The 15,692-nt window shown below is 40.8% G+C and carries 16 protein-coding genes; all 16 read left to right on the top strand.

Features of this window, described 5'->3' with window-relative positions:
• The first annotated feature begins 49 nt into the window (after positions 1-49).
• Genes FXF70_RS13470 through FXF70_RS13395 form a run of 16 tightly spaced genes read left to right on the top strand, consistent with a single transcriptional unit; the run spans position 50 to position 15,692 of the window.
• Positions 50-1,279, top strand: coding sequence for a methionine adenosyltransferase (locus FXF70_RS13470; protein WP_148780408.1), 1,230 nt, complete (start codon positions 50-52; stop codon positions 1,277-1,279).
• A 5-nt stretch (positions 1,280-1,284) separates the two neighbouring features.
• Positions 1,285-2,319: a hypothetical protein gene (locus tag FXF70_RS13465; protein WP_148780406.1), complete on the top strand. Its 1,035-nt coding sequence runs from the start codon at positions 1,285-1,287 to the stop codon at positions 2,317-2,319.
• Between the two features lie 14 nt (positions 2,320-2,333).
• The gene (locus FXF70_RS13460) at positions 2,334-2,885 is read left to right on the top strand and encodes a P-loop NTPase family protein (RefSeq protein WP_148780404.1); all 552 of its coding nucleotides are present in this window, start codon (positions 2,334-2,336) and stop codon (positions 2,883-2,885) included.
• A gap of 4 nt (positions 2,886-2,889) precedes the next feature.
• Entirely contained in the window at positions 2,890-3,879 is a 990-nt protein-coding gene (locus FXF70_RS13455; RefSeq protein WP_148780403.1) for a phosphotransferase enzyme family protein, read from the top strand.
• The gene (locus FXF70_RS13450) at positions 3,876-4,604 is read left to right on the top strand and encodes an SDR family NAD(P)-dependent oxidoreductase (RefSeq protein WP_148780402.1); all 729 of its coding nucleotides are present in this window, start codon (positions 3,876-3,878) and stop codon (positions 4,602-4,604) included. The genes FXF70_RS13455 and FXF70_RS13450 overlap by 4 nt, the downstream gene beginning before the upstream one ends.
• Before the next feature lie 14 nt (positions 4,605-4,618).
• Positions 4,619-5,392: an SDR family NAD(P)-dependent oxidoreductase gene (locus FXF70_RS13445; protein WP_048001546.1), complete on the top strand. Its 774-nt coding sequence runs from the start codon at positions 4,619-4,621 to the stop codon at positions 5,390-5,392.
• 16 nt (positions 5,393-5,408) lie between these two features.
• Entirely contained in the window at positions 5,409-6,215 is an 807-nt protein-coding gene (locus FXF70_RS13440; protein ID WP_148780401.1) for a histidinol-phosphatase, read from the top strand.
• Between the two features lie 24 nt (positions 6,216-6,239).
• Positions 6,240-7,322, top strand: a complete 1,083-nt coding sequence (locus FXF70_RS13435; RefSeq protein ID WP_057079536.1) for an inositol-3-phosphate synthase — start codon at positions 6,240-6,242, stop codon at positions 7,320-7,322.
• A gap of 3 nt (positions 7,323-7,325) precedes the next feature.
• The gene (locus FXF70_RS13430; protein ID WP_148780400.1) at positions 7,326-8,177 is read left to right on the top strand and encodes an HAD hydrolase family protein; all 852 of its coding nucleotides are present in this window, start codon (positions 7,326-7,328) and stop codon (positions 8,175-8,177) included.
• A complete protein-coding gene (locus tag FXF70_RS13425) occupies positions 8,178-9,314 on the top strand; it encodes an aminoacyl--tRNA ligase-related protein (RefSeq protein ID WP_148780399.1) in 1,137 nt (378 codons plus the stop codon).
• On the top strand, positions 9,301-10,431 hold the full coding sequence (locus FXF70_RS13420) for a nucleotidyltransferase family protein (RefSeq protein WP_148780398.1): 1,131 nt from the start codon (positions 9,301-9,303) through the stop codon (positions 10,429-10,431). The genes FXF70_RS13425 and FXF70_RS13420 overlap by 14 nt, the downstream gene beginning before the upstream one ends.
• A 4-nt stretch (positions 10,432-10,435) precedes the next feature.
• The gene (locus tag FXF70_RS13415; protein ID WP_148780397.1) at positions 10,436-11,692 is read left to right on the top strand and encodes an ATP-grasp domain-containing protein; all 1,257 of its coding nucleotides are present in this window, start codon (positions 10,436-10,438) and stop codon (positions 11,690-11,692) included.
• The gene (locus FXF70_RS13410) at positions 11,679-12,989 is read left to right on the top strand and encodes a type III PLP-dependent enzyme domain-containing protein (protein WP_148780396.1); all 1,311 of its coding nucleotides are present in this window, start codon (positions 11,679-11,681) and stop codon (positions 12,987-12,989) included. The genes FXF70_RS13415 and FXF70_RS13410 overlap by 14 nt, the downstream gene beginning before the upstream one ends.
• Positions 12,955-14,148: an acyl-CoA dehydrogenase family protein gene (locus FXF70_RS13405; RefSeq protein ID WP_148780395.1), complete on the top strand. Its 1,194-nt coding sequence runs from the start codon at positions 12,955-12,957 to the stop codon at positions 14,146-14,148. The genes FXF70_RS13410 and FXF70_RS13405 overlap by 35 nt, the downstream gene beginning before the upstream one ends.
• Before the next feature lie 25 nt (positions 14,149-14,173).
• Complete coding sequence (locus FXF70_RS13400) at positions 14,174-15,169, top strand: hypothetical protein (protein ID WP_058337322.1); 996 nt, start codon at positions 14,174-14,176, stop codon at positions 15,167-15,169.
• On the top strand, positions 15,138-15,692 hold the full coding sequence (locus tag FXF70_RS13395) for a hypothetical protein (protein ID WP_041507274.1): 555 nt from the start codon (positions 15,138-15,140) through the stop codon (positions 15,690-15,692). Before FXF70_RS13400 ends, FXF70_RS13395 begins: the two co-directional genes overlap by 32 nt.

The raw sequence follows: 15,692 nt of genomic DNA, 5'->3' as shown, positions 1-15,692 counted from the left end.
GATGAACGATCAATATTTTTATATTTTAAAAGAGAGCGGGCGATTGATAATGAAAACAATTCAAAAAACCATTCTTGATATTTTAAAAGGCGATGGCCAGGATATCGAACAAATTCCATATGAGCTTGTAGAACGTAAAGGAGTAGGGCATCCAGATACGATGTGTGACGCCATCGCAGAAAGAGCTTCTCAATATTATTCTCAATATTGCATGGAACATTTCGGCAGAGTAGCACACCACTGGTTTGACAAAGTGATGCTTCTTGGCGGAGATGCTGATGTATCGTACGGAAAAGGAACAATGGTCAAACCTTATCAAGTTGTGTTTGCTGGAAAAGGGGCATACGCATACGGTGATGAGCCGATTCCTCTTAAAAAGATTCTTTTCGATGCAGCCAAAGATGTGTTATCAGAGGTGACGACCGGATTTGATGCTGACGAACATCTCGTCATTGACTGCCGGATTGTTGATCATCAAGGGGCAGGGCGTAAAAATTCAAGATATCGTCCGATGGTTGAAACAGACATGATCGAAATCGGGGATCCAAAGCTTGTTTCAAATGACTGTAATTTACTGCATGCTCATGCCCCGTTAAGCCGTCTTGAGAAACTCGTTCTCTATACAGAGCGTTATGTGAATGGACCAGAATTTAAAAAGGTGAACCCAGATACCGGCTGGGATGTGAAAATATTTGGAAGCAGACGTCATGAAGATTTCAAACTCATAGTAAACATGCCTTTTCTAGCAAAAGATATTCATAGTCTTGAGGAATATTTTTCCCGTAAAAAAGAATGTCAGGATCAAATTGCACGCTATATTCATGAAACGTTAGGACTTACCCCTGATCTTATGCTGAACGCAACAGATCGCAATGGTCGCCCGTACTTAACTGCACTTGGTTCTGTAGCAGATACAGGCGATGTAGGTGTTGTTGGAAGAGGAAATCGATTAAATGGATTGATCACCCCAATGCGGTCTATGAGTATTGAAGCGCCGGCTGGTAAAAACCCGCTTGATCATACAGGGAAATTGTATGGAGTGCTCGCACAACGATTGGCAGATCAAGTTTTTGAAACCATTCAAAAGCCAACAGAAGTGCATATCTTTACTTCAAAAGAAGCACCGCTCCACAACCCTGATGAAATTGCCGTCCGTATTGAACAGTGGGATGGAAATGAAGTGGATAGAAAGAGAATTGAAGACATTGTCATGAATGCGGTTCATTCGATGGGCGATGTGACAAAAGATTTAATTTTTAAAGGCGTGACAATGTGGTAATAAGGATGAAAGAAAAAGTCATTGATGCCGTTCATGCATGTATTCATACAAAAGAACCCATGGCAGTGACCATTCATCCATATGAAATTGAAAAACACCAACAATTGAATCAACATCATCTTCTATTGATGCTAAAGCCTGAATTAACCAGTATTCACAAAGGTGTACAGCTTGATCGAATACTAGATGAACTTCTCCTACGCTTAGATAATCATGATGTAGAAATAGGAGCCGTGCGCGTTATATCATCCTTATATTTGAAAGAAAAGAAAATAATAGAAAAACAATATGGGATGCTGAACAAAATCTCTAAAAATGGTCTGAGTGAATTGTCAGATACGGCAAAAAAGATGCTGTTCTTTAAATATCCAGAGTTTAAACAGAAGGAACATTTCATATATGGAGGCCATCAATTTTTACAAAAGTACGAAGAGCTTACGCCATATGGTTTAGAGCTTCTTACACGGAACATGAAGGTGGACAAGCTAGGTGCGGGCACATACGCCATAAAGGCCGAGGTGGATGGAGAACAGATGCTTCTGCTCAATTCATTCCACCCTTGTCAAATTGAGTGGTTCACTGCACCTGCAAAGTCTATTATCGTCATGGAATGTTTTTCAAAGAAGCCTATGAGGATGTTAAGAGAAGACTTTATCGGTGCAACGGACCCTAAAGAGGCAAAAGCAGGTTCTTTTAAACACATGCTGCTCTCGGAGCAAAAACGGTTTGGTTTAACGAACGTGTGTACTCGATTTAATGGCATTCACCTGTCACCAGGACCTGTAGAAGCAATGGCGGGAATGATTCACTATTTTCGTACACCTGACACAAGGCTGACTCCCGCACATACACTTTTTGGCCAGTTGTTAAAGAAAAATGGCTTTTCGGAGGAATCACTAGATCTGTTATGTGAAGATGTGTCCATTCATTCAAGCGAAGTGCCAGTATTTGAATTAACTGAAAACCTCAATTGGGATGAATCATTAGATCTGTTAACAAAGGTGAGAAACGACATTCAAAAGCATGAACGTGTTCTGTAACAGGGGGGAACCACTTGAATAATGAAGGAGCTAGCCAGAGAATATGGATTGTTGGTCCACCTGGATCTGGAAAAACGACCCTTGCCCATCACTTGAAACAGGAATTCATGTTACCTCACTATGAGCTCGATGCCCTATTTTGGCAAGCGAACTGGAAAAAAACAGATAGGAAGTTGTTTATCGATAACGTCCATGAAGTTGTTAAACAAAAGAAATGGGTGATTGATGGTCAATATTCATCTGTTCACCATATCTTGACTGAATATGCTGATACGATCATATGGCTTGATGTGAAGAGAAGGAATACATTCCCCCGTCTCATGAAAAGGACGTTCAAGCGGCTCATGACAAGGGAGAAACTTTGGAATGGAAATAAGGAGCGAATAGGTAATGCGCTCCAATTTTTCTCATATGCCTTTCATGTGTATCCAGAGGTGCTCCATCAAAACGAGAAGCTTTTTCATAAATTAAAAAAAGAATCACGTGTGAAATGCCTGCGCATAGACAAGCAGGAAGCAGCAGATCTGGTACTTAGGAAAATCAAAAACCTTGAGAAAAAGGGGTGAGGACATGATGAAATCTGATGATGCTGATAATGTCCTGAAATATTGGTTTTCGGAACAGCCAATCCGTTTAACACCTTTAAACGGAAGAAGTCCTAATGAAGGCTGGCTTGTAGAGGATGCTAAAACCCGCTTTGTCTTAAAAAAATGTGCGAGAAATCATGATGCAAAGTGGCTTCAATATTTAGAAGATTTAACAGATGCTTTGCTTGATCATGGTTTCCCGATTCAACCAATGATAGAGGCAGAGAACGGTCGTAAAACCATTTTATTCAAAGAACATTTTTGGCAGCTGCGGCCCTATTTTGAAGGAAGACCATATGAAATGGGAAATCGTTCAGATGAACAAGAAGCCATTCGGGTATTAAGACAACTTCATTCATTAAAGAACTTACCGAAAGGGCCAGTGAACCCAAACTGCGAATTGAAAAACTGGATAACTTCACCGGACGACACTCTGGATCAAACGGCAAGTGTATTAAAGAAAGTCGTTTCTTCTAAAAAGGCTGCTTCTTTGCTTAAAGTGTATGAACGGGAGCTGATGAATGTACTCACGCTGATAAATCCCAGTCTTTATGAGGCATTGCCTCATGCTGTCACACATGGTGATTTTCATTCTGGCAACCTGCTCATCCGTCATAAGAAGCTCGCCATGGTTCTTGATTTTGATACAGCAGGTTATAGACCACGAATTTATGATGCAGCCATATCTGCTTTTTTGTTAACGAGAATCAAGCGGGGAACGTTTCAACTAGACATTGTGAAAACGATTCAATTTTTAAAGGCATATGCCGATGACTTATCTGAAAACGAGTGGCGTTCTATATCTGGTTTTATCAGACTTTTATATATTCCGACAGGGCGGTATTTAACACTTCTGCATACTTACACACCTCACTTATTGAACTGGTATATTGATTGGTCCTTGGAAGCGCTAGAATCTGCATCAAGCCAGCTGAAAGAAGAGTGGTATCTCCAAAAGGAGATGAGGATATGAAGGTTGCTGTTGTCACTGGTGGAAATAGAGGCATTGGAAAAGAAGTGTGCAGACAGCTTGCGCAAGATGGCATGCTTGTCATTTTAACAGCACGGCAGATTGAAAATGCTGAATTAGCTGCTTCTGATATAAATGAGCAGGTTGTGCCATACCAGCTAGATGTGACAAACGAAGAGTCGGTTGAACGTCTGTCGGCTTTTATAAAGGATTCGTACGGGAGAGTGGATGTGCTGATTAATAATGCGGGAGTCTTTCTTGACAACATAATGGATGACGCCTTTCCATCTTTTTTAGATCTTCCTGTATCGACACTAGAAGAAACGATGAATGTCAATGTGTATGGCGCAGCTAGAATGACCAAGGCGGTTTTCCCTTACATGAAAGAGGCTGGATATGGACGAATCGTCAATGTATCTAGCGGCATGGGCAGGCTCTCCGCCATCTCCGCTTCAAACGATGTTAGGCGTGACGGAAAAAGCGGTCCTTACTACAGGATGTCAAAAGCGGCTTTGCACGTTCTGACAAAAGTCACGGCTTTAGAGGGGGCGCCATTTTCTATTCTTGCGAATGCGGTTTGTCCTGGCTGGGTACAAACGGACATGGGGACATCAGAGGCGGTTAAAACTGTACAGGAAGGCGCATCAGGAATCGTATGGGCGGCACAGCTCCCCCGAGATGGACCAACAGGAGAGCTACTAAGAGACGGTAAAAGACTTCAGTGGTAAGAGGAGGCAGCTACATGCGAGGAATGAAAGAAAAGACAGTGATTGTGACAGGCGGGGCGCAGGGGATTGGATATGCGGTCGCAGAACGAGCAGCACAAGAAGGTGCGCAAGTCGTCATTGCTGATCACCATGTAGATTACGGACTAGCAGCAGAAAAACAGCTCAAAGAAAACGGATATGATGTGTTGTTTATAGAAGCTGATATTGCTGATGAGGCAGCCATTGTCTCAATGGTAGAAAGAACAGTCGATCATTTTGGGAAAATTGACATGCTTGTGAATTGTGCAGCCGTTTTTATCATGCGTGGCCTTGAAGCTACTGTTGAAGAATGGCGGCGCATCATGGACTTAAATATTATGGGGCAAGCCCTATGTGTCAAACACACGTCACCTTACATGGAGAAAATAGGAAAAGGATCCATTGTAAATATTGCCTCCATTTCAGGTCATATTGCCCAGCCGAAATATTTAACATACAACGCAACAAAAGCAGCCGTTGTGAATATGACGCGATGCATGGCAATGGATTTGGCGGATGCAGGTATTCGTGTGAATGCAGTGAATCCCGGTACGGTGTGGAACAAAAATAACGAACGATTCCACTTGGAAGAACTTGGGTTGACAAGAGATCAAGCAAATCAGCACCCTGATATTGGAGGGATGCACATGTTAAAACGAACAGCTGATCCAGAAGAGATCGCATCTGCTGTCATCTTTCTTCTCTCTGATGAAGCGAGTTTTATCACAGGAGAAAATTTAATGGTTGACGGCGGCTATACTGCCATGTAGAGGAGTAAACATTTTGATGAAATTTGATCTGCACACACATCATCAACGCTGTGGTCATGCGGAGGGAAGCATCAGAGAATATATCGATGAGGCTGTCAAACTAGGTCTAGAATGTATCGGAATATCGGATCACTCCCCGTTTTTTGGTGAAGAGGCCGATCATTTTAAACCATGGGTAGCGATGGCTAAGAGTGAATTTCAATCATATGTAGAGGAAGTCCTGCAATTGAAAAAGGAATATGAGGGGAAAATTCACGTGCTGTTAGGTGTTGAATCTGATTATTTTCCAGAACACGAAGCCCTCTACCGAGACGTGTATCGACATTATCCATTTGATTATATCATTGGCTCGGTTCATGTCAGTAATGGATACGACCTATTTAACCGGAAACGCTGGGAACGAATAACAGAGAAACAAGCCATCATTGAAAAAGAGACGTATTACCAGTTGATTAAGATGTCTGCTGAGAGTCAAATGTTCGACGTTTTGGGTCATATTGACGCCTTAAAAGGTTTTTATCCAGAAATTGCTCATCTCAAAACAGAAGCTGTCGATGATGCGCTAAAAGTCATTGCGGAGAGTGGTTCTGTGATTGAAGTGAATACCTCTGGCAAAACAAAAGACTGCGGAGGCTGGTATCCATCAATGGATCTATTAGAGCGAGCCAAATTTTATGGTGTGGATGTCACGTTTGGCTCAGATGCTCATCAGCCCGCCCGCGTGGCAGATGATTGGCTGAAAGTGAAACAAACGCTGAAGGAATTAGGTTACCAGGAATGGTGTATTTTTCAATCTCGTCAAAAGCGAAAATTGGCTCTATAAATTCATAAAAAAGGGGTTTTGAACATGACAAAAGTTCGTGTAGCAATTGCAGGAGTAGGATCATGTGCGTCAAGTATCGTTCAATTTGTTGAGTTGGCTAAGGAAAAAAAGGATACGCTCTCTGGTGTTATGCATGACGTCATTGGAGGCTATCAGTTATCTGATGTCGAATTTGTTGCCGCTTTTGAAGTAGATCAAAATAAAGTCGGAAAAGACTTATCAGAGGCCATTTTTACTAAACCAACAGCTGCAGTGAAACATATCGATGTTCCGTTTTTCCAAGTAACCGTCGAAGCTGGTCCTTTATGTGATGGACTTGAAGGAGATTTGTCCAACTGCATTCAACCACATGAACATTCACTGAATATGAAAACACATGATGTGACGCAAAGGTTAAAAGATGTTCAGGCAGATGTACTCGTCTGCTTCTTACCAACAGGTTCGTTTGAAGCAGTTCGTGTGTACGCAGAGGCGTGTGCACACGCTCAAACAGCCTTTATTAATGCGACACCTGAACCGGTGGCAAATGATCCTGAGTTTGTCAAAATGTTTGAAGAGTCGGAGACCCCGCTCCTTGGAGACGATTTAAGAAGTCACTTAGGTGCAACCACACTGCATACAGCCTTAATTGAACTTTTAAAATCCCGCGGGATTGATATCACCAATACGTACCAACTAAATGTTGGAGGCAATACGGACTTTTTAAACCTAGCCAACCCTATGAGATCAACGAGTAAGCAAAAATCGAAGAGAAAAGCATTGTTCGCTTCAGGTATTGATGCCAGTGAAGTGGCAGCAGGTCCAAATGGTTATGTCAGCTACTTAGGGGATCATAAGGTCTGCTTCTTGCGATTAGAAGGGAATTCGGTTTTAGATTCTGACATTTCACTTGAAATTCGTTTACAAGTAGAAGATAGTCCGAATTCAGCTGGTGTCATTGCGAATGCGATGCGTGTTGCAAAAGCAGCGAAAGATATGAATCATAGCGGTGTCATACATGACGTCTGCCCATTCTTATTTAAGAGTCCACCAATTGGACAAGTCGATTCAGAATCATTACGTCTGTTCAATGAATATGTGGCAAATGCTGAGCTGAAAAAGGTGTAACCAGTGGAAGCGGAACTCAATCTTCGCAAGATCAAATTTGCCGCTTTTGACTTGGATGGAACATTAATTGATGACAGAGGCGAGCTTATTGGTGATGTCCATGGCGCAGTGAACATGCTGCGCCAAAGAGGCATTATTCCCATTATTGTGACAGGAAGAACCTATGATTCTTTCTTCTCTCTGGATTTAGATCGATCTCTACTCGCCTTATTTCATCATGATGTTTTGCTGAATGATGGGAATGTCATTTGTCATCATGAAAAGAAAACATTTGAGGTGAAGCAGTATGTAGATGCAGCTTTATGCCAACAGATCATCACATCACTTGATGGAAAAGCTGATTTTGTCATGGAATCTCATGGAAAGCACATGGCATCAAGTAAAAGCGCTAAGTTGAAATACTGCATGCTATACACCTTTCCACGAGAAAAAATAGAGGTTGGTCACAAGAAAGAATTTAGCTTTGACCATGTAACTAAACTATTTATTTTACCAAAAGAAAAAGTGGATCTTGCTCAACAATTAAAAAATTGTCATTGCGACGTAGCAGATGCCCAGTTTTTAAATGCTCAAGTCATATCTCCAAAGGGGATTTGTAAGGCAGACATGCTTGAGCACCATTTATTCGATTGTTTTGGAGAAAGAGATTTAGATCGTGTGATTGCCTTTGGAAATGGTCATAATGACAGGCTGATGCTGAAGAAGGCCAAGTGGGGGCTATCCGTTCAAGATAGTCATCCGTCGGCGATTGAGTTAAGTGATGTTCATTTACAGGAGCCTATTTCTGATTATCTATTTAAAGTTTTACAATCATTTGAAACGCCGCACGTTATCAATGAAAAGGGAGGGATTTAGTTGAGGACCCTTCAACTGCCTTTACCAGAAGCATTAGAAGATACAATGATATCGGATTTTATGGAAAGAGTTTCATTTCTATCTGCTCATATTGTGCACGTGGCTCTTAACGAAGAGGAATCTATGATTGAAGTAACCGTAGATAAAATGGGAGACAAGGAGGCAATATCAACTGCGTTTTCGAATCTATCGTCAAATATCGCACAGCTGCGGAGATTTCGTGAAAAAGAAATAAAATCAAATATTCATTTATCTAGTGAGCCTGTTCGTTCGAAACTAAGCGGGGAAGATCAGAAAAGAACCTTCTATGATGAAGTTGAATTGGAACTATCAAACTACTTTGATCAATTATTTTTAAATATAGGGATTTCACTTGGAGCGAAAGTAAGGCGATATCCTTCGACGATCAGTAAAGATTTAATGGAAAAATGTAAGTATCATACGAATTTTCCGCAAAATATTTATTCTGTTTTTGAGATCCCTCATGATTATCAAATCATTGATGATATTCGAGAAAAGCATCATGGTTTTCAGCCTGAACACTTCCAGCAGGCAGGCCGTTTTTTACAGCCGTGTATTTGTTATCACTGCTATGAGGAATGGGAAGGGAAGACGTATACAGACAATCACATGATGACAGCAACGGGGCAATGTTTTAGACATGAAATCTCTTGGAAAGTGGACCCTCTCAGGAAAATAGAATTTAGTATGCGCGAAATTGTCTTTATTGGTCATCAAGAATTTATCAATGAAACGAGAAAAACACTCCTTGAGAACACATGGGAATGCTTTCATCAACTTGGTCTAAGTGGAAAGGTCACGACCGCAAATGACCCTTTTTTCTTTTATGATGATATGGATAAAGCGAATTATCAATTAATGGCTAATAGCAAATATGAATTAGTCGCTGTGACAGAAAAGAAAGACGTTTCAATCGCTTCTTTTAATGACTGCGGAGAGATGCTTTGCGAAAGGTTCCATATTAGCGGAGAAGATGGTCTGCCGCTTTATTCAGGTTGTGCGGCATTTGGGATCGATCGTTGGGTTCAAGTGTTTTTACAAACATACGGTCGAAATCGAAAGGATTGGCCGAAAGACATGCGTCATTTAAAGGAGGAGCGCTATGCTGCAAAGTAATCTGACGCAAGAAGAACATACAGCTCTCACTTTATCCACTCCTTTTTTAAAAGCGAGTCAAATTGAAGAGATGCAGGAGCTTTTGTATAAGCAGCAAGACTGGAATGTCATTCTCGGGATGCTGCATGTTCACCGGACAGCAGGAATTGCTTGGAAGAATATTAAACGTTATGCCATTCATTTAAGAAAAGAGTTTAAAGCGACTTATTTTTTAAAGTCATTAGAGATTATGTATAAGGGTCAATTAGAAACGGCTCGAGACAATATCAAGTTCAATGATCAGTTATTTCAAGCACTTGATCAAAAAGGAATAGAATATGCCATTGTAAAAGGAAGTGTGATTGGCCAGTGGGCATACGGTGATGTTGGGCTTCGATTATTTGGGGACAACGATCTCTTTATCTCACAAGATCAGCTGCAAGAAACTGGACACGTATTAAACGAATTAGGTTATATTCAAGGTTCTTGGAACTATGAAACGGAGACAGTCACACCTGCAAAACGCAAAGACATCCTTTACCTCATCATGAACTCACATCAAACCTACACCTATATGAAACCTACACCAGATTGCCGCTTTATTGATTGTCATAAAATTGATGTTCAGTTTTCAGTTGACCTTATGACAGGGAACCGAACGGATTCAATCGTCAAAGAAATGCTGTCTAGACGAATTCAAACGTCTGTTGATCAGCACGATGTATGGTCTTTAAAAGAAGAGGATATGCTTCTTTTCCTATGTATTCATTTTTATAAAGAAGCGATTTATTTAAATGAAGTGGAGTCAATGAAAGACTTACTGCTTTATAAACTGCTAGATATATATGGCATGTTTATGAAGGAAGACCTACTCGATGTGGATTTGTTTGTCCGCCAGGCGAAAGCGTATGGCTTTGAAAAGATGGTCTATTTTGCTTTTCATTATGTGAATGAGGTCTTTCCTCAAACGATTCCTGAACTTGTCATGGATGCACTTCAGCCTGAATCGCTTACTTATTTATCCGAAGTGCTGGATGCAAATGATGTCGTTCATACTTGGAATCAACCAATTCGCAAACGATTCTTTCATATTAATCGATCTTTAGATATTAACAAGCATTCTGTGCATAAGGAGTAGTGTCATGAAAGATCCGGCATCGCTATTTGATTTTAAGGGAAGAAATGACGTGATTTGGTATGGGAATATGAATCAAGAACAAAGCTGGGATCAAACAAGAGCTTTACCAGTCATGACAGATCATGTTCAAAATCAACTGGTTCTTCAGCAAGAACAACAACTGCTTTTGATTGCATCTAAAGAGCATCATGTCATCTTGCATCATCAGCCTGATAAAGCTTTTTTAGCCTATTTGGAAAATCAAGGTGTCCAGCTTCCGCATATGACTCAATTAGACCATGCATTTACATTAAATGGACTGATTGTACCGTATCTTTTAGATGAATCCCTTGAAAAAGAAGCATTGATTGAAAAAAGAACGATATACGGCTCAAATGCTACACTCGTAAAGCGGTTCAATCATAAGATTTCTACTAGAAGATGGGCAGAAGAACATCTGTTTAACGTCACGTGCGGCGCTATCTGTCATCATGCTGACGAATTAAAACAGACGTATGAAGAATTAAAGGCGAAGCATTTCTCCAAAATGGTTCTGAAAATACCTTATGGATCATCTGGGAAGGGGCTGCGTATTTTAAAAAATGACCGAGAATTTATGCAGCTGCTGACCTTTATTGAAAGAAGGAATATCGAAACGGATTTGCTCTTAGAGGGATGGCATCCGATTAAACGGTCCTTAAATGCCCAATTGCTCATTCAAGAGGAGGGGTCACACTTACTCTCCATTACAGAGCAGAAAATTAATGAGGACGGCATTTACTTAGGGACGGATTTTGCGCCTGTGTATGAATTGGACAAAAAACGTGAATACGAAGCAAGCATGCATCGAATCATAGAGCTTCTTTATGATGAAGGGTATCGTGGTGTGGTTGGTGTCGATTCAATTATTGATGAAAATGAACAGCTTATACCGATCATCGAAATAAATGCCCGGTTCACACAGGTCACTTATTTACTCCCACTGATTTGTCGTTTTTTTTCAACCTACGAATATATCGAAAGCCGCTTTAAACGATTCTCATGCAGCGCTGAACTGCCATTTGAAGATGTCTTAACGGAGGTAACAGAAGCACTCAATCCGGGAGAAGATGGCGGGTTCTTTATTTATACTTTTGGTAAGACGAGATCTGATGATACGTGGCACTATCGATTGTTTATCTTGTTTTACCATATGAAGAAGGACAAGCAGATTCATATGCTGACAATGTTTGATGAGATGGAATTTTCATTAGAAAGGAGGAGGAGAAGTGCTGGAAAATGACTTTACGCTCTTAGAGAAAGCGAATCGTTATGGGACGCCGATGTATGTATACGATGGAGATGCATTGAAAGAGCACTATGAGCACATTACATCATGGCTCCATCAAACAGCTGAGGTGTTCTTTTCATTTAAGTCCAATGGAAATGTCTCGATTGCATCATTGTTACGGTCTTTTGGGGCTGGTATAGAAGTGGCTTCTGAAGGAGAGCTTTTCATGGCGATAAAAGCAGGTTATTCACCGCAGCATATCATTTTTTCTGGACCGGGTAAGCAGAAGGAAGAGATTGATACCGCTGTTCAGCATGAGATCTATTGTATTATCGCCGAATCTAAGGAAGAACTCACCTACATCGCTGAGTCTGCAAAACGTCAAGATAAGCAGGCATCAGTAGGCATTCGGATCAATCCAGAATCAATTGAATCACGAGCCAAAATAAAAATGGGCGGAGTTCCAAGTCCGTTTGGAATAGATGAATCTAAACTGAATGATGTATTTGATCTGTTTCAGAAGTATGATCATTCGCTGCTATTTAAAGGGATCCATATGTATCTGGGAACTCAAGTTCTTGATGAAACATCGCTTTTATCATCGTTTGAATACACACTTAACACAGCTGTTCGAATCAAGAATGAATATGGACGAACATGCCAGATGGTTGATTTAGGTGGCGGTTTTGGCATTCCGTATTTTCAGCATGAAACCCCGCTTCATGCTGAAAGGCTATTTCAACAAGTAGCGGATTTGATTAGATCATATGAAACAGAGCTTGAATTTCCGAGATTTATTATAGAAATGGGGAGATTTCTTTTAGCAGAATGTGGTGTTTATTTAACAACCATACAATATGTAAAAGAATCAAAAGGGCAGCCGTTTTTAATAGCAGATGGCGGGATGCATCATCATCAAGCGATGACGTTTAGAGGCAGACTGCTCCGCAATAATTACCCTATGCGGCTCATTAAACATTCCAGCAACACCGCAGACGTAGTGAAACAATCAATTGTTGGTCCACTTTGTACACCAGAAGACTTAATTGGCAGGCAGGTGGAGCTTCCGCAAGGGGAAGTAGGGGATCTTCTTTGTATTGAGAAATCTGGTGCATATGGACTGAGCTACAGCCCTATCTTATTTTTAGGTCATTCTTCTCCGCTTGAGCTACTGTTGTTTGAGGGGAACGATTATGTTGTGCGAGATAGAGGGACACCGGAAGATCTGTTATTGAAACAAAATAGATCATTCTTTAGACAAAGGAGGGGTGAAGATGAAACTGACAGAGCTTCGACAAGAAACGATTGATCGTCTCATTCACCAATTTTCAGAAAGAGCAGGGCAGCTGGATGCCGAATCTCGGTTCCCGCATCAAAATCTAGACGAGCTGATTGATTGTGGATTACATGTCGCCAATATGCCGAAACAACACGGAGGTCTTGGATATGGATTTGAAGAAACGATCACCTTGTTGTCACACATATCTAAAGGGTGTGCGTCAACAGGCCTCATTATGGCGATGCATTACTATTCGCTCGGCGCATTTTCTGAAGTGCTGACAAGTGAGCAGCAGGCTTCGGTATTTGACGATATTCGGCATTCAGGAGAGTTCATCGCTTCTGTTAGCGACCCGAATGTGATTTTTATTTATCAGCGAAAGCAAATGGAGGGAATTCCAACCATCACCGCCGAAAAAACAGATGGCGGATATCTTGTGAGTGGAACTAAGTTTACTGTGACAGGTGCACCGCGCATTAAATATTTGCCAATCTATTGTGAGTATGCCCCGTCGTCATGCACATCTCAATATGGAATGACGGCGCTCTTAATGACATTACCGTGTGAAGGTGCTGCGGTGGAGGAATCGTGGAATTATTCGGGAATGAGAGCATCGATGAGTCATCACATTCATTTTGATCAAGTGTTTATACCTGATCATCAGCTCATCGGGCGGGAAGGCTACGCAATAGAAGATACTGAACATTTAATCTATTGGTTTCGTTTAGCTGTTACCGCTGTTTATTACGGGATTGCAAAGGCAGCATATGAACATGCCCTCGGTATGGCATATAAAAGGAATGATCGAATTTCTAAGAAAAAATCAGCCTTTTTACCAGGTCAACAATTTCGTATTGCAGATATGAAAATGAAATTAGATGTTGCTCATTCTCAGCTCATGGCCTGTGCCCAGCAAGCAGATCGAGAAAAGAAACAATCTCATTACTCGAGTGAATTGTATACGAAGACGCTGATTACTAAACACTTTGTGACGCAGGCGGCAGAAGAAATCGTGGAGCTGGCTTCTCAGGTCGAGGGTTTTTCTTCATTACAGCGAGGATCTTTGCTTGAGCGCTTAAGCCGAGATGTGAAAGCGGCAAAATTTCATCCACCTTCAGAAGATGTATTAAAAGAAGTGATTGCGAAAAAAGAACTGGGCATTATCCCGTTAAAAAATCGCTGGGTATGATGGCGTAAAAAAGGAGGAGACATTTGTGGCAACAGCAGCACCTATTTACCGAAACAATTATTTAAACTGTTCTCAATTAACGATTGCAGCCATGCTTCTTAGACAAGGAATTCAAATCGACAGGATTTGGAGGCAAGCTGGTCTTGTTTATAGATCTCAAGACCAAGGATTTGTTTTGATCGGTTCCTTTAAACATTTTCGTGAAGATATTCTGCATCATAATGGCATTCATTTAGAAGAAATTTTTTACACCGAAGAGGAATTAGACCTTTATATGAATCGGGTATTTAAACAGCATCCTGAGAGAGGCACTGTGTCTGTTTCTTTAGATATATTTGAATTACCGTACTGTCCATTTTTTGAAAGAGAACATGGATATCATACATTGGAAGTACTTGAGGTGAATGATGATCATGTAGTGATCAGTGACCATGCTTATTCCTATCATGGCACATTGAGTAAAGATCATTTGATGAAAGCCGCACGCTCTGTCTACGAACATACGCCTCGAACCGAAAATCGTTATAAATGGATCAAACAGGTTGATCTTGAGAAAGAACCGGATGTAATGAAAGTTTTAAAAGAGCATGTCGCCATATTAGAAGGTGCACCGCCACATTTTGAATTGCCTGGAGCTATCACAGGTCTTGATGCAATTTCAGTCATTCAAAGAGATTATATAGATAGTATCAAAGGTGATGAAAATGGTAATTTATTAGACAATGTTTATTTTGAAGGACTAAAGGATGTCGCCAACTCCAGAAAACATATGGTGACATTTTTATCATCATATGAAAATGAGCATTTACAACCCCTTATTCAAGCATTTGAAGATGCTTATCAAAGCTGGACAGTGCTTGCTAATTTTACAGCTAGAGTCGGCCTCAGCAAAAATCCTCGCAGTATGATTGAAAGGACGTCGAATCGGTTTCAAAAAACATTAGAAGTGGAGACAAGCCTTCTCACGCAACTAAAAGAGGTGATTCAAAATGAAAACCTATCAACCCCTCACTCTTCATGATTATGTCAATAACAGAGGCATCACATATCAAAATGAATATGAAAAAGGCCAATTAACCATTGGTGGGGCTTCTTTGCCGGCTGAGTTGGTCATGAACGTGAAGGACTCTTTGGTCGAAGGCATTCCTTTTCAGTTCATTTATCAAGATCAAGGAGACAATATTGAATTAGAGGGTCAGTCTATTCAACTTCAGGCAGTTGAAGCAGAAGCGCTCCATGTCGTAGGTTGTTCATCTAATGGTAATCTCTATGAAAAGATGACATTATTACGAGAGGGGACCGTTGTCTTGGAGTCTCGTCTTTCATTAACCGATGTGATTGAACGTGAACCTGCATTTGATGATCGATTGGCTTATGCATTTGATTATATTCATACGGTAGCCGGCATCAATCATCATTTAACATCAAACCTATGGATTGATTCGCTTTCCTTCTCGCAAAAAATCGTTTTTGATGAAATCCGCTTTCAAGATAATCCATTTATGCATATTTTCGCAATGACGATTCAGCAGTCAGATCATTGA

Origin of the sequence: Bacillus sp. Y3, assembly GCF_008123875.1 — a bacterium.
GTDB classification, from domain to species: Bacteria; Bacillota; Bacilli; order Bacillales; family Bacillaceae; genus Bacillus; species Bacillus altitudinis.
Note: the sequence above shows the minus strand (reverse complement) of the source record. Positions and strands in the feature narration are given on the sequence as shown.

Bases quoted from the DNA above. Each gene is read 5' to 3' on its own strand.
- FXF70_RS13470 (WP_148780408.1), top strand. From the start codon at position 50: ATGAAAACAATTCAAAAAACCATTCTTGATATTTTAAAAGGCGATGGC.
- FXF70_RS13465 (WP_148780406.1), top strand. From the start codon at position 1,285: ATGAAAGAAAAAGTCATTGATGCCGTTCATGCATGTATTCATACAAAA.
- FXF70_RS13455 (WP_148780403.1), top strand. From the start codon at position 2,890: ATGATGAAATCTGATGATGCTGATAATGTCCTGAAATATTGGTTTTCG.
- FXF70_RS13450 (WP_148780402.1), top strand. From the start codon at position 3,876: ATGAAGGTTGCTGTTGTCACTGGTGGAAATAGAGGCATTGGAAAAGAA.
- FXF70_RS13445 (WP_048001546.1), top strand. From the start codon at position 4,619: ATGCGAGGAATGAAAGAAAAGACAGTGATTGTGACAGGCGGGGCGCAG.
- FXF70_RS13440 (WP_148780401.1), top strand. From the start codon at position 5,409: ATGAAATTTGATCTGCACACACATCATCAACGCTGTGGTCATGCGGAG.
- FXF70_RS13435 (WP_057079536.1), top strand. From the start codon at position 6,240: ATGACAAAAGTTCGTGTAGCAATTGCAGGAGTAGGATCATGTGCGTCA.
- FXF70_RS13420 (WP_148780398.1), top strand. From the start codon at position 9,301: ATGCTGCAAAGTAATCTGACGCAAGAAGAACATACAGCTCTCACTTTA.
- FXF70_RS13415 (WP_148780397.1), top strand. From the start codon at position 10,436: ATGAAAGATCCGGCATCGCTATTTGATTTTAAGGGAAGAAATGACGTG.
- FXF70_RS13405 (WP_148780395.1), top strand. From the start codon at position 12,955: ATGAAACTGACAGAGCTTCGACAAGAAACGATTGATCGTCTCATTCAC.
- FXF70_RS13395 (WP_041507274.1), top strand. From the start codon at position 15,138: ATGAAAACCTATCAACCCCTCACTCTTCATGATTATGTCAATAACAGA.